This window comes from Streptomyces soli (genome assembly GCF_003999195.1).
In the GTDB taxonomy this organism is placed as follows: domain Bacteria; phylum Actinomycetota; class Actinomycetes; order Streptomycetales; family Streptomycetaceae; genus Actinacidiphila; species Actinacidiphila soli.
In genome coordinates, this window is the sequence record NZ_RJVR01000289.1 from 1 (window position 1) to 20324 (window position 20324).

Genomic DNA, 20324 nt, shown 5'->3' on the forward strand with positions numbered 1-20324 from the left:
ACGCGCTGGGCGCAGCCCTCGGGGTGGCGGCGGTCGCGGCGGCGGACGGCCGGGCCGGGCTGGCGGTGCGTGCGGCGGCGCTGGTGGCGCTGGTGGCGCTCGCGGCGGTGGGCGACACGGTGAGCTACAGCCAGGCGCTGTGGGGCGTGCCCGGTGTAAGGAGCGTCGACGCCTACGGTCGGCGTGACTCGTACGGGTGATCCCGCGTACGCGCGACCGCGTGAGGCACCGCAGTCGTTGCCGGGATGCCGTGGCGGCCTGGCATCCTTGAAGTCCGAGACAACGCCCGCCGTACGACGCCGAGTCAGGAGCCCGACCCCGAGTGAGCAGCACACCGACCCCGTTGCGTGGACAGCTGCACGCCGTCCACGTGCTGGGTGAGACGGCGGGTGCGCATGTGTCCTCGCTGGCCCGTGGCCTGGTCGCGCGCGGCGTCACGGTGACGGTGTGCGGCCCGTCGGCGGCGAATGGGGACTACGGATTCGCGGGGGTGGGCGCGCGGTTCGCGCCGGTGGAGATCGCCCGGCGGGCGACCAGGGCCGACGCGGCGGTGGTGACGGCCCTGCGGGCGGCCTGCGCCGGTGCGGACGTCGTCCACGCGCACGGGCTCCGGGCAGGTCTGCTGGCCTCGCTGGCACTGGGCGGCTGCTCTACGCCGCTGGTCGTGACCTGGCACAGCGCCGTGCTCGCGGACGGCGCCCGGGCGCGGCTGCTCGCGCTGCTGGAACGGCGTGTCTCGCGCGCGGCCGACGTGGTGCTGGGAGCCTCCTCCGATCTGGTCGACCGGGCACGGCTTGTGGGCGCCCGCGACGCACGGCTCGCGCCTGTCGCCGTACCGGCTCCTGCACGGGCGCCGCTGCCACCGGAGCCGGCGGTGGACACTGAGCTGCGCCGGCAGAAGACCCGGGCCGAATTCGGCGCCGTGGACCGGCCGTTGCTGCTGGCGGTGGGCCGGCTCGAGCCGCACAAGGGGTACGACACGCTGTTGGAGGCCGCCCGCGCCTGGCGCGCCCTGGAGCCGCGCCCTCTGCTGGTCGTCGCCGGCGAGGGCTTGCAGCGGGCGGCACTGCAACGGCGGATCGACGCCGACCGGCTGCCGGTGCGGCTGCTGGGCCGGCGCGACGACATCCCCGAACTGCTGGCGGCGGCCGACGCCGTGGTGCTGCCCAGCCGTTGGGAGGCCCGGGCGCTGATCGCCCAGGAGGCCCTGCACGCCGGGGTGCCACTGGTGGCCACGGCGGTCGGCGGGACGCCCGAACTGATCGGCGAAGCAGGGGAGTTGGTTCCGTACGGCGATGCCGGGGCGCTGGCCGAAGCGGTCACCCGGCTGCTCGCCGACCCGGCCCGGCGCGCCGAACTCGCCGCAGCTGGGCGGGCCCAGGCGGCCACCTGGCCGACCGAGGACGACACGGTCGCCCAGGTGCTCAGCATCTACGACGAGTTGGCGGCGGACCACCGCTGAGCGGCCCGCCACCGATCAGCCCCTGATCAACCGCCGTACGCCCCGCTAGCCGTCAGCCGCAGCGCGGTGTCGATGAGCGGCACGTGGCTGAAGGCCTGCGGGAAGTTGCCGACCTGCCGCTGCAGACGCGGGTCCCATTCCTCGGCCAGCAGACCCAGGTCATTGCGCAGGGACAGGAGCTTCTCGAAGAGCCGGCGAGCCTCGTCGACCCGCCCGATCATCGCCAGGTCGTCCGCGAGCCAGAAGGAGCACGCGAGGAAGGCACCCTCGTCGCCCGGCAGACCGTCGAGGTTCTCGCCGCCTTCGCCACCGCCGTCGGTCGGGTAGCGCAGCACGAAGCCGTCCTCCGTCGACAGCTCGCGCTGGATGGCCTCGATGGTGCCGATGACGCGCTTGTCGTCGGGCGGGAGGAAGCCGACCTGGGGGATGAGGAGCAGCGAGGCGTCCAGTTCGCGGGAGCCGTACGACTGGGTGAAGGTGTTGCGCTCCTTGTCGTAACCCTTCTCGCAGACGTCCCAGTGGATCTCGTCCCGCAGCTCACGCCAGCGGTCCAGGGGCCCGTCGGCCTCGCCCGATTCGATCAGCTTGACCGTGCGGTCGACGGCGACCCAGGCCATGACCTTGGAGTGGACGAAGTGCCGGCGCGGGCCGCGGACCTCCCAGATGCCCTCGTCGGGCTCGTCCCAGTGCTGCTCCAGGTAGCGGATTAGCTTGAGCTGGAGCAGGCTCGCGTAGTCGTTGCGGGCCAGGCCGGTCATGTGGGCCAGGTGCAGGGCCTCGGTGACCTCGCCGTAGACGTCGAGCTGGAGCTGGTGCGCCGCGCCGTTGCCGACCCGGACCGGAGTGGAGCCCTCGTAGCCGGGCAGCCAGTCGAGCTCGGTCTCGCCCAGCTCGCGCTCACCGGCGATGCCGTACATGATCTGCAGGTTCTCCGGGTCGCCTGCGACCGCCCGGAGCAGCCACTCGCGCCACGCCCGCGCCTCGTCCCGGTAGCCGGTGCGCAGGAGCGAGGACAGGGTGATGGCGGCGTCCCGCAGCCAGGTGAAGCGGTAGTCCCAGTTGCGTACGCCCCCGATGTCCTCCGGCAGGGAGGTGGTCGGGGCGGCGACGATGCCACCCGTGGGGCCGTACGTAAGGGCCTTGAGGGTGATGAGCGAGCGGACCACCGCGTCCCGGTAGGGGCCGTGGTAAGTGCACTGCTCGACCCACTCGCGCCAGAAGGTCTCGGTGCTCTCCAGTCCGTTCTCGGGCTCGGGGAGCGCCGGGGGCTGCTTGTGCGACGGCTCCCAGCTGATGGTGAAGGCGATGCGGTCGCCCGGGGCCACCGTGAAGTCCGAGTACGTCGTCAGGTCCTTGCCGTACGTGTCGCACTCGGTGTCCAGCCAGACCGAGTCCGGCCCGGCGACGGCCACCGTGCGGTCGCCGACCTTGTGCACCCAGGGCGTGACCTGGCCGTACGAGAAGCGCATCCGCAGCGCGGAGTGCATCGGGACCCGGCCGCTGACGCCCTCGACGATGCGGATGAGCTGGGGCGCTCCGTCACGCGGGGGCATGAAGTCGATGATGCGGACGGTCCCGCGCGGGGTGTCCCACTCGGATTCGAGCACCAGCGAATCCCCCCGGTAGCGACGCCGGACCGCGGCGGGCGGCTCGGTGCCGGGGGCATGGGCGGGGCCAAGCCGCCAGAATCCGTGGTCTTCGGTGCCGAGCAGGCCGGCGAAAACCGCGGGTGAGTCGAAGCGCGGCAGGCACAGCCAATCGACCGTGCCGTCCCGGCAGACCAAGGCGGCGGTCTGCATATCTCCGATGAGTGCGTAATCCTCGATACGCCCGGCCACGTGTATCTCCAGTCGAACGACGGCGTCGCCCCTGAGGGCGATCAAGCGGTCTGGGGATTTCGATGAGCTCTTGTCCGGGAGCGGGCGGGGTGGTGCCGTGCCGGCCGACTCGCATCGAATCGATGTTCCGAGCAGGATACGACGTGGATGCGGGGGGTGTGGAAGCGACGACCGAAGCCGCTGGGCCGGTCGGGTGCATTTTGTCGTACGAGTCTCCTGGTAGCCGCAAAATTCCGCTTCCCGGTAGCGGCAAAATTTACTGACGGTTTCCTCCGGGCGTCGGGAGGAGGTGCCGGACGCGGGGGTCCGCGGTCGCTGATACCCTGGTAGCCCGTGGGCCGGTGGGCCGAACCACTGAACCGCCGCGGTGGCGCCTCCCCTGAAACCATGGTGCCGCCCCGACCCTCACCTCGCGACCACGGGAGCCCCCTCTTGGCCATGCCGCCGAAATCCACGACGACCAAGCACATCTTCGTCACCGGGGGTGTCGCCTCCTCGCTCGGCAAGGGGCTGACCGCCTCCAGCCTGGGGGCTCTGCTCAAGGCCCGTGGCCTGCGCGTCACCATGCAGAAGCTCGACCCGTACCTCAACGTGGACCCGGGCACCATGAACCCCTTCCAGCACGGTGAGGTCTTCGTCACCGACGACGGCGCCGAGACTGATCTGGACATCGGACACTACGAGCGCTTCCTTGACGTTGACTTGGACGGCTCTGCGAACGTCACCACCGGCCAGGTCTACTCGACGGTGATCGCCAAGGAGCGGCGCGGCGAATACCTGGGCGACACCGTGCAGGTCATTCCGCACATCACCAACGAGATCAAGTCCCGCATCCGGCGCATGGCGGCCGGCGACGTGGACGTGGTCATCACCGAGGTCGGCGGCACTGTCGGCGACATCGAATCGCTGCCCTTCCTGGAGTCCGTACGCCAGGTCCGGCACGAGGTCGGCCGTGACAACGTCTTCGTCGTGCACATCTCGCTGCTGCCGTACATCGGCCCCTCGGGCGAGCTGAAGACCAAGCCCACCCAGCACTCGGTCTCCGCGCTGCGCAGCATCGGTATCCAGCCCGACGCGATCGTGCTGCGTGCCGACCGCGAGGTGCCGACCTCCATCAAGCGCAAGATCTCGCTGATGTGCGACGTGGACGAGGAGGCGGTGGTCGCCGCCATCGACGCCAAGTCGATCTACGACATCCCCAAGGTGCTGCATACCGAGGGCCTGGACGCGTACGTCGTCCGGCGCCTGAACCTGCCGTTCCGCGATGTGGACTGGACCCAGTGGGACGACCTGCTCGGCCGCGTCCACCAGCCCGACCACGAGGTCACGGTCGCCCTGGTCGGCAAGTACATCGACCTGCCGGACGCCTACCTGTCGGTGACCGAGGCGCTGCGCGCCGGCGGTTTCGCCAACAAGGCCCGCGTCAAGATCAAGTGGGTCACCTCCGACGACTGCCGGACCCCGGCCGGCGCCGCCCGCCTCCTCGGCGACGTCGACGCGGTCTGCGTGCCCGGCGGCTTCGGCGACCGTGGCATCGAGGGCAAGGTCGCGGCCGTCACGTACGCCCGCGAGAACAAGATCCCGCTGCTGGGTCTGTGTCTGGGCCTGCAGTGTGTCGTCATCGAGGCCGCGCGCTCCCTGGCCGGCATCGCCGACGCGAACTCGACCGAGTTCGACCCCGCGACCGCCCACCCCGTGATCTCCACCATGGCCGAGCAGCTCGACATCGTCGCCGGTCAGGGCGACCTGGGCGGCACCATGCGGCTCGGCACCTATCCGGCGAAGCTCGCCCAGGGATCCATCGTGCGCGAGGTCTACGGAGACCAGCCGTACGTCGAGGAGCGCCACCGCCACCGGTACGAGGTCAACAACGCCTACCGCAGCGAGCTGGAGCAGAAGGCGGGCCTCCTCTTCTCGGGCACCTCGCCCGACAACAAGCTCGTCGAGTACGTCGAGTATCCGCGCGAGGTGCACCCGTACCTGGTCGCGACCCAGGCGCACCCCGAGCTGAAGTCCCGCCCGACCCGCCCGCATCCGCTCTTCGCGGGCCTCGTCGCGGCCGCGGTCAAGCGCCAGCAGGCATGATCGATACGGTGCCGGTGCGGGCCCTCCCGGCGGGGGTCGCGCACCGGCACCGTTTCTCGTTCCGTACGTACGTTCACGGAGGGCATCATGATCCACGACATCCCCGAGGAATGGCAGGTCACCGCGACCGCCACCCCGTTCGTCGGCAACAAGACCAGCGTCCGTACGGATGATGTCGTCATGCCCGACGGCTCCGTGGTCCGCCGCGACTACCAGGTCCACCCCGGCTCCGTGGCCGTGCTCGCCCTCGACGAGGACGGGCGCGTGCTGGTGCTCCGCCAATACCGGCACCCGGTGCGCATGAAGCTCTGGGAGATCCCGGCCGGCCTGCTCGACGTCCCCGGCGAGAATCCGCTGAGCGCCGCCCAGCGTGAGCTCTACGAGGAAGCCCACGTCAAGGCCGAGGACTGGCGCGTCCTCGTCGACGTCTACACCACCCCCGGCGGCTGCGACGAAGCCGTCCGCATCTTCCTCGCCCAGGGCATCTCCGACGTCGAGGGCGAACGCTTCGAGGTCTCCGAGGAAGAAGCCGACCTGGAGTACGCCCGCGTCCCGCTCGCCGAGCTTGTGCGTGGCGCGCTTGCGGGGGAGTTGCACAACAACTGCCTGGTCGTGGGGGCTCTCTCGCTGCAGGCCGCGCTTGCGTTGGAGGGTGGCGTGGAGTCGCTGCGTCCTGCGGACGCGCCGTGGCCGGCGAGGCCCTTCCGGGCGTAGGTGGTTGGGGGGCCCTTCGGGTGCGGGCCGGTGGCCGGGTGCTCGTTCCCCCACCCCGCCCCTTCACGAAACCAGGGGCGCTGCCCCTGGACCCCACGGACGCGTGCGCTGTTCGGCGCGGGTCCGTGGCCGGGTGCCCCTCTTGTTCCGCGTCTCTCGCACCGCTCGGCCCCTGGGGGCCTTGCGGGCTTCGAGTCGTTGCGCCGGACTCTCCCCCAGCCTGGCGGCTGGGTGGGGGTCCCCCGGCCGAAGGCTGGGGGAGTGCCCCCCTCCGCCGGGCCGGGGACGCGTGCGCTGTTCGGCGCGGGTCCGTGGCCGGGTTGTGTCAGCCCGTTCCTCCCCAAGACTTCGTCCGGGGGGACCCCAGCGGAACGTTCTCTCACAACCCGGAGGCGGCCCGGAGGGCCAATTCAGCCAGTCCGGCGTTTGAGGACTGGGGGGCACTCCCCCAGCCTTCGGCCGGGGGGACCCCCACCCGGCCGAAGGCCGGGGGAGGGTCTGGGGCGGAGCACGGTTTCGGGGAGGGGCGGGGTGGGGGAGGAACCGCCGCCGTGGCGACCGACGCGATGAAAATAGGCTGGTCCGTTGATCCGATGGGGTGATATTCAGCCGGATCGGGCGCGTCGGTGGCCGGAAGGGGGCGGGGGGCGTGAATTAGGCTCGGGGCGTTCCTCGTACGCAGGGGCGGCGGGGTCGTGCGCAGCAGAACGGGAGTGGGCCCGTGGCGGATCATGTGCTGGACGCCGATGCGGCGGTGGCGGCACCTGGTGAGCCGCGGGAGGCGGCCGGGCCCAGCACAGAGCCGAGGCCAGAGCCAACGGCAACCCCGCAGCCCACGGCCGCCGCAGGCGAAGCCGCGCTGCCGCAGGATCCGCCGTACTTCGTGGGGCGCCGCCGGGAGCTCGACGGGCTGAGGGCGGACATCGACCGGCCGGGCCTGGACGTGCTGCGGGGGCAGGCAACGGCGGGCAGCAGGGTGCTGCTGGTGGCGGGACGGCCGGGGTCGGGGCGGACGGCGCTGGCGGTGCGGCTGGCGCGGGAGGTGGCGGACCGGTACCCGGGGGGCCAGTATTTCGTCCGCCTGGGCAACGGCGCCAACTCCGAGCAGGCCGCCAGGGCACTGCTGCGGGCGGTCGGCGTGGAGGCGCGGGACGACGCGCGGGCCGCCGCGCGGGCGGCTTTCGCAGGGCGCCGGGCCGTCCTGGTCCTGGACGACGTGGCGGAGCCGCAGCAGCTGCTGGACCTGTTGCCCGAGGGCACCGGAAGCCTGGTGGTGGCGACGTCGGACGGACCGCTTCCCGGGGTGCCGGATGTGCGGCCGTGCACGCTGGGCGGCCTGGACGGGCCGGCCGCGCTGGATCTGCTGGCGCAGGCGATCGGCCCGGTACGGATCACCAATGACCCACGCGCCGCCGAGGTGCTGGCCCAGGAGTGCGGCGGCCACCCCGCCGCACTGCGGCTGATCGCGGCCTGGCTGGCCGCGCAGCCGAGGCTGTCGGTCACGGACGCGACGCGGCTGCTGCGCGCCGTGCCCGAGGAGTCGCCGGATCCGCTGGCCCGCGCCTTCCGGCTGGTGTACGGCGCGCTCGCGCAGCCGGTGGCGCGGATGCTGCGGCTGCTGGCGCTGGCCCCGGCCGGACTGGTGGACGCCCAGATCGCGTCGGCGCTCGCCGGCTGCTCGGTGGGCGCGGCGCAGGCGACCCTGGAGGACCTGACCGGCTGCGGGCTGCTGGAGGGGGGGCCCACGTTCCACCGGGTGCCGGGCTGCCTTGCGCCCATGCTGGGTGCGCTGCTGGAGACCCTGGACCGCCCCGGCGAGCTGCGGCTCGCCCGGGCCCGGATGCTGGAGCGGACCGTACGGCTGCTCCAGGCCTGCCGGGTCGCCCTGGCCTCCGTCACCGGAACCGTCACCGGAACCGCCACCGCCACCGAGGAGATCCCGCCCGCCCTGCGTTTCCCCTCCCAGGCCGCCGCCGGCACCTGGCTGCGGGCCCGGCTGCCGGTGCTGCTCGCGGCCGTACGGACCGCGGTGGCGGACGGCGAGCTGGACACGCTGGCCCGACGGCTGGTGGCCGGTCTCGTACGGGCGCTGGCCGCCGACCCGGAGGTCCGGGACACCACGGCCGAGCGCTATCAGCTGCACACCCTGGTCCTGGACGTGGCCGGGCGGCGCGGCCTGCACCGCGAGAAGGCGGCCGCGCTGATCAACCTCGGCGACCTGGACGCGGAGGGCGCCCGCCCGCTGGACGCCCTGGACCGCTACCGGGCCGCGCTGGTCGCCGCCCGCGAGGGCTTCGACGGGGACGCGGAGGGCCGGGCCCTGGAGGCGATCGCCGGGACGTATCTGGAGCTGGACGACCCGCAGCGGGCCTCGGACTGGTACGGCAGGGCGCTGGCCCTGCGGCAGACCCGGGGCGAGCTCGTACACCAGGCGCGGCTGCACAGCCGGCTCGGCGCGCTGCACACCTACGCCGGGCGGTACGGTCCCGCGCTGCGCGAGTGGAAGGCCGCGGTGGCTGCCCACCGCCGGCTCAGGGATCTGCCCGCCCAGGCCCGGGCGACGAGCGAGGTGGCCCGGGTGCAGGAGTACGCCGGTCACCCGGAGGAGGCTCTGCGGACCTGCCGGGACGCCCTGTACTGGGCGCGGGAGGCGGGGGAGAAGCGGCTGGAGGGCGCGGTGCTGCTGCGCATGGCGGACACCCTGGAGCGGCTCGGCGACCCGGCGGGCGCCCGGCTGCAGAGGGCGGCCGCCCGGCGGCTCCTGCCGGCCGACGAAGTGCCCGGCGATCAGGCCCTTTGAGCCGTCACCTACGAAAGTGCTAACCCCTTCGCGAAAATTGGTCACTTTGTAAGGCTGGACAGGAAGTCTCCCTTCACTACACTTGGTCTCGCCGCGGTACATCGCGGTCAGGTCCGGCTTACCCACCTATCTGCTGGGATGTCCGGAAACATGCCAGTCATCCCCTGAGTCAAGGACTGTGATCCACGTGAAGGTCGGCATCCCCCGCGAGGTCAAGAACAACGAGTTCCGCGTGGCCATCACCCCCGCCGGCGTGCACGAGCTCGTCCGCAACGGCCACCAGGTCTTCGTGGAGCAGGGGGCGGGCCTCGGCTCCTCCATCCCGGACGGGGAGTACACCGGAGCCGGCGCGACCATCCTCGGCACCGCCGACGAGGTGTGGGCCACCGCCGACCTGGTGCTGAAGGTCAAGGAGCCGGTCGCCGAGGAGTACCACCGGCTCCGCAAGGACCTGACGCTCTTCACGTACCTGCACCTCGCCGCCTCCCGCGAGTGCACCGACGCGCTGCTGGAGTCCGGCACCACCGCCATCGCGTACGAGACCGTCGAGCTCGCCAACCGCGCGCTGCCGCTGCTCGCCCCGATGTCCGAGGTGGCCGGCCGGCTCGCCCCGCAGGTCGGCGCCTACCACCTGATGCGCTCGGCCGGCGGTCGCGGCGTGCTCCCCGGCGGCGTCCCGGGCGTGGCCCCGTCCAAGGCCGCCGTCATCGGCGGCGGTGTCTCCGGCTGGAACGCCGCGCAGATCGCCGTCGGCATGGGCTTCCACGTCACGCTGCTCGACCGCGACATCAACAAGCTGCGCGAGGCGGACAAGGTCTTCGGCACGAAGGTCACCACCATCGTCTCCAACGCCTTCGAGCTGGAGAAGGCCGTCCTCGACGCCGACCTCGTCGTCGGCGCGGTGCTGATCCCGGGTGCCAAGGCCCCGAAGCTGGTCACGAACGAGCTGGTCTCCCGTATGAAGCCGGGTTCCGTCCTTGTCGACATTGCGATCGACCAGGGCGGCTGCTTCGAGGACTCCCACCCGACCACGCACACCGAGCCGACCTTCGAGGTCCACAACTCGGTCTTCTACTGCGTCGCCAACATGCCCGGCGCGGTGCCCAACACCTCGACCCACGCGCTGACCAATGCCACGCTCCCGTACATCGTCGAGGTGGCCAACCGCGGCTGGCGCGACGCGCTGCGCCGTGACGCGGCCCTCGCCATGGGCCTCAACACCCATGAGGGTCAGGTCGTTTACGGTCCCGTGGCCGAGGCGCACGGCCTCGAGGCGGTCGACATCGCGTCGCTGCTCGCCTGAGCGAGTTCGCCCCTGGCGTCAACATGTCGCCAATTCGATACCTACGGCCGGGTCTTGAGCGTCAAGACCCGGCCGTAGGTGTAGAACATTACTGTTTTGCCGTTTCGTACCCCGCTGAAACATCGGCGATGAGCTCGTTACGCCCTTGACAGAGGGGTGTTCGGTTGCCGACACATCGGGCCTTGTCCGGCGGATTGTGTTGCTGTGAACCACCGACACGCCATAGAGTCGCCAACCGTCGGCATGCTCCAACGCTGACGTGTCTAGAAGTTTCCTGGTCACCAAGGAGGTAAGACGACTTGTGAACGAGTCGACATTTGCTCCCGGGGGTGGTCAACCAGGAATGACCGTATCTGTCGAAGGTCCCACACGGCTTGAAGCAGTGGGCTCCGTCGCCGTACGCACATTCGAAGCCCGCCGGCCCGGCACCAACCCGGAGACGCAAGCGCCACAAGCCATGGCCCCATACGAGGACGATCTGCAGGACGGTCAGTTCTACGACCCCGACGCGGAATACGAACCCGATCCCGAATACGCGGCCACCCTCGCCCCCGACGCCGCCCGCCAACGGCGCGAGCGCGTAGGCCCCACCGGCCGCCCCCTCCCGTACTTCCCGATCCCCGGACCGCTGACCGACCACGGCCCGGCCAAGATCGTCGCGATGTGCAACCAGAAGGGCGGGGTCGGCAAGACCACCTCGACCATCAACCTCGGTGCGGCGCTGGCCGAATACGGCCGCCGCGTGCTGCTCGTGGACTTCGACCCGCAGGGCGCGCTCTCGGTCGGACTCGGCGTCAATCCGATGGAACTCGACATCACGGTCTACAACCTGCTCATGGAGCGGGGCCTGGTCGCCGATGACGTGCTGCTGAAGACCGCGGTGCCGGGGATGGACCTGCTGCCCAGCAATATCGACTTGTCGGCGGCCGAGGTCCAACTCGTCAGCGAGGTGGCCCGCGAGTCCACACTGCAGCGGGCGCTGAAGCCGCTGATGGCGGACTACGACTACATCGTCATCGACTGTCAGCCGTCGCTGGGCCTGCTCACCGTCAACGCGCTGACCGCCGCCCACTCGGTGATCGTCCCGCTGGAGTGCGAGTTCTTCGCCCTTCGCGGGGTCGCGCTGCTGACGGAGACCATCGAGAAGGTGCGTGAGCGGCTCAACCCCGAGCTCGAACTCGACGGCATCCTGGCCACGATGTACGACTCCCGCACCGTGCACAGCCGCGAGGTGCTGGCGCGGGTCGTCGAGGCCTTCGACGACCACGTCTTCCACACCGTCATCGGACGTACGGTCCGCTTCCCGGAGACCACGGTCGCCGGTGAGCCGATCACCACGTACGCCTCCAACTCGGTCGGCGCCGCCGCCTATCGTCAGCTCGCCAGGGAGGTGCTCGCCCGGTGTCACGCCGAGTGAGTCTCCCGGGGGCGGACGAGTTGTTCCGGACCACCGGTGGGAGGGCGCTGCAGCCCTCCACCCCGCGGCAGCACGCCAACGGCGAGGCTGCCGGCCCCGAGGCGGCCGAGCGGCTTCGTGCCGTGCCCGCGCCCGCCGCGGGTGAGGAGGAGGACGCCAACGCCGGCGAACGCGCCGAGCACAGCGGCCGCGAGGCCGACTCGGGCACCGACGGCGCCGCCACGGCCCGTTCGGCGCCCGAGCAGCAGGCCGTCGTGGCCCCGCCCCGCCGCCCGCAGCAGCCCGTCCCGACGCCGCAGACACCCAACCCCGCCCAGGCTGCCGCGCAGGCCCAGCAGCAGCCCCGCCGCAAGTCCTCGCGCCCCAACCGCCGCCCCAGCGGCCGCGAGCGCCACGACGAGAAGATCACGGTCTATGTCTCCGCCGAGGAGCTCATGGACCTCGAACACGCCCGCCTGGTGCTGCGCGGCGAACACGGGCTCGCGGTCGACCGTGGCCGGATCGTCCGTGAGGCCGTCGCCGTCGTACTCGCCGACCTGGAGTCGCGAGGCGACGCGAGCATCCTCGTACGCCGCCTCAGGGGCCGCTAGCGCGGTACGGTGCCGGTTCACCGACCGGCGCCCAGCACAGGACAGCAATGCCCCCTCCCGACGCCCCTGCCAGCCCGCCCCGCCGCCGCGCCCTCGGCGGGGGCCCGGGCGCGGCCCTGGCTGCTCCCGCCGATCCGGCGGAAGCCGAGCCGGAGCCGACGGCAGCGGAGCCGGAGACTGCGGAAGCCGACGCCGAGCCGGAGCCGACGGCAGCGGAGCCGGAGACTGCGGAAGCCGACGCCGAGCCGGAGCCGACGGCAGCGGAGCCCGAGCCGCCGGAGCCCGTTGAGGAGGGCAACGGCCGGTTCACCGTGCGGCTGGCGAACTTCGAGGGGCCGTTCGACCTTCTCCTGCAGCTGATCTCGAAGCACAAGATGGACGTGACCGAGGTCGCCCTGTCCAAGGTGACCGACGAGTTCATGGTGCACATCCGCGCGATGGGCGCGGACTGGGACCTGGACCAGGCCACGGAGTTCCTGGTCGTCGCCGCGACCCTTCTCGACCTGAAGGCGGCCCGTCTGCTGCCCGCCGCCGAGGTGGAGGACGAGGAGGACCTGGCCCTCCTCGAAGCGCGCGACCTGCTCTTCGCCCGCCTCCTCCAGTACCGCGCGTACAAGCAGATCGCGGCGATCTTCGCGGACCGCCTGGAGGCCGAGGCGCTGCACCACCCCCGCACGGTCGGCCTGGAGCCGCAGCACGCCGAGTTGCTGCCGGAGGTCGTACTGAGCGTGGGCCCGGAGCGGTTCGCGCAGCTCGCGGTGAAGGCGATGCAGCCGAAGCCGAAACCGCAGGTCTACGTGGACCACATCCACGCGCCGCTGGTGAGCGTCCGGGAGCAGGGCGAGCATGTGATCGCGCTGCTGCGGGAGCGCGGATACGCGACGTTCCAGGAGCTGACAGCCGACGCGGCGGACACGCTGACCGTCGTGGCGCGCTTCCTGGCCCTCCTGGAGCTGTACCGGGAGAAGGCGGTGGCCCTGGACCAGGAAGAGGCGCTGGGTACGCTCCAGGTCCGCTGGACGGGCGGCGAGAGCGAGACGGGGCCGCTGGTGACGGACGAGTTCGACCAGCCTGTGAAGCCTGCGACGAAGGACGGCAAGGACGATGACTGACGACGCCCCCTCGGGGCTGCTCTCCGCCGCCGTGGGCGAGTTGGACCTCAAGCCCGCCCTGGAGGCGGTGCTCATGGTCGTCGACGAGCCGGCCACGGAGGAGCACCTCGCCAAGGTCCTGGAGCGGCCGCGCCGGGCCGTCGCGGACGCGCTGCGCGAGCTGGCCGACGAGTACGCGACGGACAAGCGCGGCTTCGACCTGCGGCTCGTCGCCGGCGGCTGGCGGTTCTACACCCGGCCCGCGTACGCCCCCGCCGTCGAGAAGTTCGTCCTGGACGGCCAGCAGGCCCGGCTCACCCAGGCCGCGCTGGAGACCCTCGCGGTGGTCTCCTACCGCCAGCCGGTGAGCCGGTCGCGGGTCTCAGCGGTGCGCGGGGTCAACTGTGACGGGGTCATGCGGACCCTCCTGCAGCGGGGTCTGGTGGAGGAAGGTGGGACGGAACCCGAGACAGGTGCGATCCTGTACAGGACGACGAACTACTTCCTGGAGCGGATGGGCCTGCGAGGCCTGGACGAACTGCCCGAGCTGGCGCCCTTCCTCCCGGAGGTGGACGCCGTAGAGGCGGACTCTCTCGAAGGGGTTCCGTCATTCGACCCGGATGCACCGGACACGACCTCGATTACGGATTCTTGATGCGAAGCAGTGACAGGAACAGCGGCGACGGCCGGAAGCCCCGCAGCGCGGGCGGCACCGGCGGCACCGGTGGCGGCGCCAAGCGCGGCTCGAAGGACGGGCCGAAGCGCAAGGGCACCCCCCGGCCCGAGGAGCGCCGCTACGACGTCGGCGACACCGGCCAGTCGGGCGCGAACAGGCCCGGCGGCGTCGCTCGCCCCAAGCCGAGCACCAAGCCCACCGGCAATCGCGGCCGCAAGCCCGTGCCCGCCCGCCCCCGCGAGCTGGACGCCCAGATCGAGGAGCGCAACCGCGCCCGCCACGACAAGCCGAAGCTCAACCTGCCCAAGACCTTCCCCGGAGCCGAGCAGGAGGGCGAGCGGCTGCAGAAGGTGCTGGCCAGGGCCGGTATGGGCTCACGGCGGGCTTGCGAGGAGCTGATCGAACAGCACCGCGTCGAGGTCAACGGCAAGATCGTCAGCGAGCAGGGCCTGCGGGTGACGGACAAGGACGAGGTCAGGGTCGACGGTCTGACCGTCGCCACGCAGTCGTACCTCTTCTTCGCCCTCAACAAGCCGGCCGGCGTCGTCTCCACCATGGAGGACCCCGACGGCCGCCAGTGCCTCGGCGACTATGTCACCAACCGTGAGACTCGGCTCTTCCATGTCGGCAGGCTCGACACCGAGACCGAGGGCATCATCCTGCTCACCAACCACGGAGAGCTGGCCCACCGCCTCACCCACCCCCGCTACGGCGTCAAGAAGACCTACCTCGCCGCGATCCAGGGCCCCCTTCCGCGCGACCTCGGCAAGCGGCTCAAGGACGGCATCGAGCTGGAGGACGGCTACGCCCGCGCCGACCACTTCCGGATCGTGCAGAACACCGGCAAGAACTACCTCGTCGAGGTGACCCTCCACGAGGGCCGCAAGCACATCGTCCGCCGCATGCTCTCCGAGGCCGGCTTCCCGGTCGACAAGCTGGTGCGCACCAGCTTCGGCCCGATCCCGCTGGGCGACCAGAAGTCGGGCTGGCTGCGCCGCCTCACCAACACCGAGGTCGGGATGCTCATGCGCGAGGTCGAACTATGAGTGGATCGTCAAGCTAATCTGTTCGATCTTTAACGGGAATCCCATGGTTCGGCGGGCACCATTCCGGAGAAGATGGCGTCCATGAACACCCACCCCGAACGCCTCCGTGAGGCCGGGCTCCCCGACCTGAGCCCGGTCCTCGCCGAGCAGAGGCACCCGATGCTGTTCGTCACCGTTTCCGGTGCGCATCTGTACGGGTTCCCCTCGCGCGACTCGGACGTGGACCTGCGGGGCATCCACCTCCTCCCCCTCGCCGACATCATCGGCCTGCGGGAGGGCGAGGAAACCCAGACCCGCATGTGGGACCGCGACGGCCTCGAACTCGACCTCGTCACCCACGACCTGCTCAAGTTCGCCCGCCTCATGCTCCGGCGCAACGGTTACGTCCTCGAGCAGCTGCTGTCGCCGCTGGTGGTGCACACCAGCGGCGTCCACGCCCAGCTCATCGACCTCGCCCCCGGCGTCATCACCCGCCACCACGCCCAGCACTACCGCGGCTTCGCCCGCACCCAGTGGGAGCTCTACGAGAAGACCCGCGAACTCAAGCCCCTCCTCTACACCTTCCGTGTCCTCCTCACCGGCATCCACCTCATGCGCACCGGCTCCGTCGAAGCCCACCTGCCCACCCTGGTCGAGCACGTCGGCGCACCCCCGTACCTCCGCGAGCTCATCCAGGACAAGGCCCTCGCCGAGCACAGCCTCGCCATGGACCTCGACGCCAAGCTCATCCGCGCCGACATCGACGCCCTCCACACCGTCCTCGACGGCGCCCACCAAGCCTCCCCCCTCCCCGACGAGGCCACGGCCTACAACGCGCTCCACGACCTCGTCGTACGCACCCGAGTCGCGCCGTGAAGGCCGCTGTGACGGCCACCGGCGCCGGCTGGATCGCCGAGGAGGCCATGGCGACCGGCCTGCTCTGCTTCCTGCTCTTCCCGGACGAGCCGGTCACCGCCATCCGGCGCGCAGCCTGCACCTCGGGCGACTCGGACTCGATCGCGTGCCTGGCAGGCGTCTTCGCCGGCGCGCACCTTGGCATCGGGGCGTGGCCGGAGGAATGGGCCGAGCGGATCGAGTACCGCGAAGAGCTACTGGCGCTCGGCGCCCTCTGGGACGGCCGCTGAGGCGCGCCGGACACGTATCAGGAAGTCCTCGACGCGGGCCCGGTCCGGCTCGGCGGCGAGCGGAGTACGCAGCGCGGCGGCGTCGGCTTCGTCGCTGAGGCGGATGATGCGGGCCTCGACCTCCGACCACGGGACTTCGCCGCGTTTGACGGCGAGGAGGTGGTCCCGCTGGTCGCCGACGTCGATGTGGAGTTCGCCGGTGCGGAGCAGGTCGCGTGAGCTGGTGAGGAGCCGCAGGAGGTGCATGGCGGGCTTCCAGCGGGGCGCGCCGGAGCGGAGCTTGTTGAACTGGGCGGCGGCGTAGCGGCTGAAGGTCTCGTGGACCTGGCGGGAGAGGAAGGCGTCGCGGAGGGTGAGGAGTTCGCGGCCGGTGGCGTCGATCCGCTCGACGAGCGGGGAGTGCAGGCACTCCAGAGCGTTGGGGTTGGCACGCAGTGCGAGCTCGCAGAAGCGTTCCAGCTCCCAGCTGAACTGCTCCTCCGCAGGACCGTCCACGTGCCACGGGGGCTTGGCGAAGCCCCAGAAGAGCGGCGTCGGCGCGACATAGACCCCGCGCCGGTCGGTGTCGCTCGCCTCGGTGGCCAGGCCGAAAGCGCGCGAGCCCATGACGCAGGCGTAGATGGTGTGGTGGCGTACGAGGTCGTGGGCGTCCATACCGGCGGATCGTAGGGGTCGGTGGCCGGGATCTCGCCTGCTTTTGCGGTAACGGGCATGGTGGGCGCAGAGCGGCGGTGTCCCGGCTCGACTTTTGCGTGCCTACGACCACAGGGCGAGCGCGATGGCTCTGCCGTCGGCGTCGCGGCGGACCTCCATCATGCCGGCGACGGCGCTGCGGTTGATGCGGCCGTAGATGTGCGGGAAGCGCGTGGCTTCGGGCACTCCGGGTGGCGGGGCCGGGTCGGCGGCTTCCCAGACGACGCCGGTGTCGAGGGCCTGCTCGTCGATGAGGAGAACCATCAGGGGGCCGACGATGTCGCGGTAGAAGGCGTTGGCGACCGCCAGGGTCGTCTGCTCGTCGGGGGAGCAGTGAACGAAGCCGTCCTCGGCGAGCGATGCCGGGGCGTAGGGGCGGTCCGGATCGCGCAGCCAGTCGTCCAGCGGCACCAGATGGAAGATCATGCGCACCGTTGTACCGGAGCGCCGGGGGCAGATGTGGCCCGTCTCGCAGGGCGGTCCGCGAAGCGGCGCCCGCAGCGCCGCGACTACCCTCTTTCAGGTACGAGCGGAGCCGAACGAGGAGCAGTGACGTGGCGGTACGAGCGGTCCGCGGAGCCGTCCAGCTGGAACGGGACGAAGCGGAGCACATGCACGAGCAGGTCTCGGAGCTGCTCACCGTCATCCTGGAGCGCAACGCCATCGCCGTGGACGACCTCATCAGCGTGATCTTCACGGCCACGCCCGACCTGCACAGCGACTTCCCGGCGGTGGCCGCGCGTAAGCTCGGCATCACCGACGTGCCGCTGGTCTGCGCGCAGGAGCTGGACATAGCGGGCGCGATGCCGCGGGTCGTACGGATACTCGCCCACGTCGAGACCGGGCTGACCAAGGGCGAGGTCTCCCACGTCTACCTCGGCGCCGCAGCCGCCCTCCGCAAGGACATCGCCCAGTGAGAACCGCCCTCGTCATCGGCACCGGCCTCATCGGCACCTCCGCCGCGCTCGCGCTCGCCGCGCGGGGCGTGGGCGTGTACCTGGAGGACCACGACCCGTCCGCTGCCCGTACCGCGTCCGCGCTCGGCGCCGGCACGGACGAGTCCCCGGCAGGGCCCGTCGACCTCGCGATCATCGCCGTACCGCCCGCGCACGTCGCCACGACGCTCGCCGAGGCGCAGCGGCGCGGGCTCGCCCGGGGCTACCTGGACGTGGCGAGCGTGAAGGGCGGCCCGCGCCGCGACATGGAGGCCCTCGGCGTCGACATGCGGGCGTACGTCGGCACGCATCCGATGTCCGGCCGCGAGCGCTCCGGCCCGCTCGCCGCCACGGCCGAGCTCTTCGAGGGGCGGCCCTGGGTGCTCACCCCCACCCCGGAGACCGACACCGAGGTCCTCAACCTCGCCCTGGAGCTCGTCGCCCTCTGCCGGGCCGTGCCGGTGGTCATGGACGCCGACGCCCACGACCGTGCGGTGGCCCTCGTGTCCCACACGCCGCACCTGGTGTCGAGTATGGTCGCGGCCCGGCTGCAGCACGCCGAGGAGACGGCGGTGCGGCTGTGCGGCCAGGGCATTCGTGACGTGACCCGGATCGCCGCGTCCGAGCCCGGCATGTGGATCGACATCCTGTCCGCGAATCCGGGGCCGGTGGCGGATGTGCTCGCCGACCTCGCCGGGGACCTGACGGAGACCGTCGAGGCGCTGCGGGCGCTTCAGTCCGCCGACGAGGTGAAGCGGCGGGAGGGTGCGACCGGCATCGAGGACATACTGCGCCGTGGCAACGCCGGCCAGGCCAAGGTCCCCGGCAAGCACGGGTCCGCGCCCAAGCCCTACGAGGTCGTCGCCGTCCTCATCGGCGACCAGCCGGGCGAGCTGGCGCGCCTCTTCGCCGACGCCGGCCGTGCCGGCGTCAACATCGAGGACGTCCGCATCGAGCACTCCACCGGCCAGCAGGCCGGTCTCGTCCAGCTCATGGTCGAGCCCTCCGCCGCGCCCGGCCTGGCGGCGGCCCTGCGCGAGCGGGGCTGGTCCATCCGCGCTTGAGGGGGTTGCAGGGGGTTCCCCCGACCCTCGTATCCGCGCTGGGCCGTCCGTGGTACGGGGGTGGGTGGGCGACCGGTAACCTTGGGGGATGGCGTGTTGCCATCCCCCACCGTGTACAAGGAAGGTCCCCCGACTGTGTCGAATCCGGTGATCGTGGCGATCGACGGCCCCTCGGGCACTGGCAAGTCCAGCACTTCGAAGGCGGTCGCGGCCGAACTCGGCCTGAGCTACCTGGACACCGGGGCCCAGTACCGGGCGATCACCTGGTGGATGCTGAGCAACGGCGTCGACGTGAACGACCAGGCCGCGGTGGCGAACGCGGCGGCGAAGCCGGTGATCGAGTCGGGGAGCGACCCGCTGGCGCCGACGATCACGGTGGACGGTGTGGACGCGTCGGGACCGATCCGTACGCAGGAGGTCACGGCGGCGGTGAGCGCGGTCAGCGCAGTGCCGGAAGTGCGGACGCGGCTGGTGGAGCTGCAGCGCGAGGCGGCGGAGAAGGCCACGGCGGGGATCGTCGTGGAGGGCCGGGACATCGGTACGACGGTGCTGCCGGACGCGACGGTGAAGATCTTCCTGACGGCCTCGGCCGAGGCGCGGGCGGTACGCCGCGCGGGCGAGCTGCAGGCCAAGGGCCCCGCCGACCTGGCGGCGACGCAAGCGGCGCTGGTGGAGCGGGACGCGGCGGACTCGGGGCGTAAGACCTCGCCGTTGGCCAAGGCGGAGGACGCAATAGAGGTCGACACGAGCGAGCTCACGCTGGAGCAGGTCGTCGAGTGCGTCGTCACCCTCGTCGAGGAGAAGCGGGTCGCCGCGTGACGGAGACGACCGTCCCGGCAGCACGCGGCGCGGCGGTCGGCCGCCGCATCGGGATCGGCCTGATGCACGGTCTGTGGCGGCCGCGCGTGCTCGGCACGTGGCGGGTGCCGGCCGCGGGGCCGGTCATCCTGGCCGGGAACCACTCGCACAACGTGGATGGCCCGATGATCATCGGTACGTCGCCGCGTCCGGTGCACTTCCTGGTGAAGAAGGAGGCATTCGTCGGCCCGATGGACCCGTTCCTGCGGGCGGTCGGTCATGTCGCCGTCGACCGGGAGAGCGCCGATCGTACGGCGATCACCGCCGCGCTCGGCGTCCTGGAGCGTGGCGGGGTCCTCGGGATCTTCCCGGAGGGCACCCGGGGCGACGGTGACTTCGCCGAGCTGCGGGCCGGTCTGGCGTACTTCGCGGTGCGTTCGGGCGCGCCCGTGGTGCCGGTGGCGGTGCTGGGCAGCGCCCGCTCGGGGCGGGTGATATCCGCGCTGCCGCCGCTGCGCAGCCGGATCGACGTGGTCTTCGGTGACCCCTTCGACGCCGGCGACGGCAGCGGCCGGCGCACCCGTACGGCGATGGACGCCGCCACGGTGCGCATCCAGGAGCGCCTGACGGCACACCTGGCGTACGCGAAGCGTGCCACGGGGCACGCGGCGCGTCCCTGAACCACACT

Annotated in this window: 20 protein-coding genes; 17 read left to right on the top strand and 3 right to left on the bottom strand. The window is 71.6% G+C overall.

All coding sequences use genetic code 11. From position 1 onward, the window contains the following. Together EFK10_RS47930 and EFK10_RS31830 are read left to right on the top strand one after the other, a co-directional pair. On the top strand, positions 1-200 hold a 200-nt coding region (locus EFK10_RS47930; protein ID WP_206305659.1), incomplete at its 5' end, for a hypothetical protein. Between the two features lie 122 nt (positions 201-322). After that, positions 323-1462 carry a glycosyltransferase family 4 protein gene (locus EFK10_RS31830; RefSeq protein WP_127359119.1) on the top strand — a complete coding sequence of 380 codons (1140 nt, stop codon included), beginning with the start codon at positions 323-325 and terminating at the stop codon, positions 1460-1462. 26 nt (positions 1463-1488) lie between these two features. Here EFK10_RS31830 and EFK10_RS31835 read toward each other — a convergent pair whose 3' ends face one another. Continuing rightward, a complete protein-coding gene (locus EFK10_RS31835) occupies positions 1489-3300 on the bottom strand; it encodes a glycoside hydrolase family 15 protein (protein ID WP_206305660.1) in 1812 nt (603 codons plus the stop codon). A 438-nt stretch (positions 3301-3738) separates the two neighbouring features. Here EFK10_RS31835 and EFK10_RS31840 point away from each other — a divergent pair, with 438 nt between their 5' ends. From EFK10_RS31840 to EFK10_RS31890, 11 genes are all read left to right on the top strand, one after another. Then, positions 3739-5385, top strand: a complete 1647-nt coding sequence (locus EFK10_RS31840; RefSeq protein ID WP_127359120.1) for a CTP synthase — start codon at positions 3739-3741, stop codon at positions 5383-5385. A gap of 87 nt (positions 5386-5472) precedes the next feature. Continuing rightward, complete coding sequence (locus tag EFK10_RS31845) at positions 5473-6099, top strand: NUDIX domain-containing protein (protein ID WP_206305661.1); 627 nt, start codon at positions 5473-5475, stop codon at positions 6097-6099. 721 nt (positions 6100-6820) lie between these two features. Further along, entirely contained in the window at positions 6821-8899 is a 2079-nt protein-coding gene (locus EFK10_RS31850; RefSeq protein WP_322973433.1) for an NB-ARC domain-containing protein, read from the top strand. Between the two features lie 187 nt (positions 8900-9086). Next, positions 9087-10202, top strand: coding sequence for an alanine dehydrogenase (gene ald / locus EFK10_RS31855; protein ID WP_127359122.1), 1116 nt, complete (start codon positions 9087-9089; stop codon positions 10200-10202). 457 nt (positions 10203-10659) lie between these two features. Beyond that, complete coding sequence (locus tag EFK10_RS31860) at positions 10660-11619, top strand: ParA family protein (protein WP_407647193.1); 960 nt, start codon at positions 10660-10662, stop codon at positions 11617-11619. Continuing rightward, the gene (locus EFK10_RS31865; protein WP_127359124.1) at positions 11604-12209 is read left to right on the top strand and encodes a hypothetical protein; all 606 of its coding nucleotides are present in this window, start codon (positions 11604-11606) and stop codon (positions 12207-12209) included. Before EFK10_RS31860 ends, EFK10_RS31865 begins: the two co-directional genes overlap by 16 nt. Before the next feature lie 47 nt (positions 12210-12256). After that, positions 12257-13321 (top strand): segregation and condensation protein A, encoded by a 1065-nt coding sequence (locus EFK10_RS31870; protein WP_127359125.1) that lies wholly within the window; start codon positions 12257-12259, stop codon positions 13319-13321. Next, entirely contained in the window at positions 13314-13955 is a 642-nt protein-coding gene (gene scpB / locus EFK10_RS31875; protein WP_127359126.1) for an SMC-Scp complex subunit ScpB, read from the top strand. Before EFK10_RS31870 ends, scpB begins: the two co-directional genes overlap by 8 nt. Then, positions 13955-15022: a pseudouridine synthase gene (locus tag EFK10_RS31880; RefSeq protein ID WP_127359127.1), complete on the top strand. Its 1068-nt coding sequence runs from the start codon at positions 13955-13957 to the stop codon at positions 15020-15022. The genes scpB and EFK10_RS31880 overlap by 1 nt, the downstream gene beginning before the upstream one ends. An 81-nt stretch (positions 15023-15103) precedes the next feature. Next, a complete protein-coding gene (locus EFK10_RS31885; protein WP_127359128.1) occupies positions 15104-15877 on the top strand; it encodes a nucleotidyltransferase domain-containing protein in 774 nt (257 codons plus the stop codon). Beyond that, positions 15874-16146: an ADP-ribosylglycohydrolase family protein gene (locus tag EFK10_RS31890; RefSeq protein ID WP_407647192.1), complete on the top strand. Its 273-nt coding sequence runs from the start codon at positions 15874-15876 to the stop codon at positions 16144-16146. The genes EFK10_RS31885 and EFK10_RS31890 overlap by 4 nt, the downstream gene beginning before the upstream one ends. On the opposite strand, the gene EFK10_RS31895 is transcribed toward EFK10_RS31890, so the two are convergent. Further along, positions 16111-16800 (bottom strand): nucleotidyltransferase domain-containing protein, encoded by a 690-nt coding sequence (locus tag EFK10_RS31895; RefSeq protein ID WP_127359129.1) that lies wholly within the window; start codon positions 16798-16800, stop codon positions 16111-16113. The two genes, EFK10_RS31890 and EFK10_RS31895, sit on opposite strands and share 36 nt — an antisense overlap. A 102-nt stretch (positions 16801-16902) precedes the next feature. Beyond that, positions 16903-17265, bottom strand: coding sequence for a DUF952 domain-containing protein (locus EFK10_RS31900; protein ID WP_127359130.1), 363 nt, complete (start codon positions 17263-17265; stop codon positions 16903-16905). Positions 17266-17393: 128 nt separating this feature from the next. Between EFK10_RS31900 and aroH the strand changes: the two genes are divergently transcribed. The 4 genes from aroH (at position 17394) to EFK10_RS31920 (ending at position 20316) form a co-directional block, all read left to right on the top strand. Further along, positions 17394-17756, top strand: coding sequence for a chorismate mutase (aroH, locus tag EFK10_RS31905; protein WP_127359131.1), 363 nt, complete (start codon positions 17394-17396; stop codon positions 17754-17756). Next, entirely contained in the window at positions 17753-18838 is a 1086-nt protein-coding gene (locus EFK10_RS31910) for a prephenate dehydrogenase (RefSeq protein WP_127359132.1), read from the top strand. Before aroH ends, EFK10_RS31910 begins: the two co-directional genes overlap by 4 nt. Before the next feature lie 111 nt (positions 18839-18949). Continuing rightward, complete coding sequence (cmk, locus tag EFK10_RS31915) at positions 18950-19657, top strand: (d)CMP kinase (RefSeq protein ID WP_407647194.1); 708 nt, start codon at positions 18950-18952, stop codon at positions 19655-19657. Beyond that, complete coding sequence (locus EFK10_RS31920) at positions 19615-20316, top strand: lysophospholipid acyltransferase family protein (RefSeq protein WP_206305662.1); 702 nt, start codon at positions 19615-19617, stop codon at positions 20314-20316. The genes cmk and EFK10_RS31920 overlap by 43 nt, the downstream gene beginning before the upstream one ends. Positions 20317-20324 lie beyond the last annotated feature (8 nt).

Coding starts and splice junctions, on each gene's coding strand:
- EFK10_RS31870 (WP_127359125.1), top strand. CDS start 12,257: ATGCCCCCTCCCGACGCCCCTGCCAGCCCGCCCCGCCGCCGCGCCCTC.
- EFK10_RS31860 (WP_407647193.1), top strand. CDS start 10,660: ATGGCCCCATACGAGGACGATCTGCAGGACGGTCAGTTCTACGACCCC.
- scpB (WP_127359126.1), top strand. CDS start 13,314: ATGACTGACGACGCCCCCTCGGGGCTGCTCTCCGCCGCCGTGGGCGAG.
- EFK10_RS31845 (WP_206305661.1), top strand. CDS start 5,473: ATGATCCACGACATCCCCGAGGAATGGCAGGTCACCGCGACCGCCACC.
- EFK10_RS31880 (WP_127359127.1), top strand. CDS start 13,955: ATGCGAAGCAGTGACAGGAACAGCGGCGACGGCCGGAAGCCCCGCAGC.
- EFK10_RS31885 (WP_127359128.1), top strand. CDS start 15,104: ATGAACACCCACCCCGAACGCCTCCGTGAGGCCGGGCTCCCCGACCTG.
- EFK10_RS31900 (WP_127359130.1), bottom strand. CDS start 17,265: ATGATCTTCCATCTGGTGCCGCTGGACGACTGGCTGCGCGATCCGGAC.
- EFK10_RS31895 (WP_127359129.1), bottom strand. CDS start 16,800: ATGGACGCCCACGACCTCGTACGCCACCACACCATCTACGCCTGCGTC.
- EFK10_RS31840 (WP_127359120.1), top strand. CDS start 3,739: ATGCCGCCGAAATCCACGACGACCAAGCACATCTTCGTCACCGGGGGT.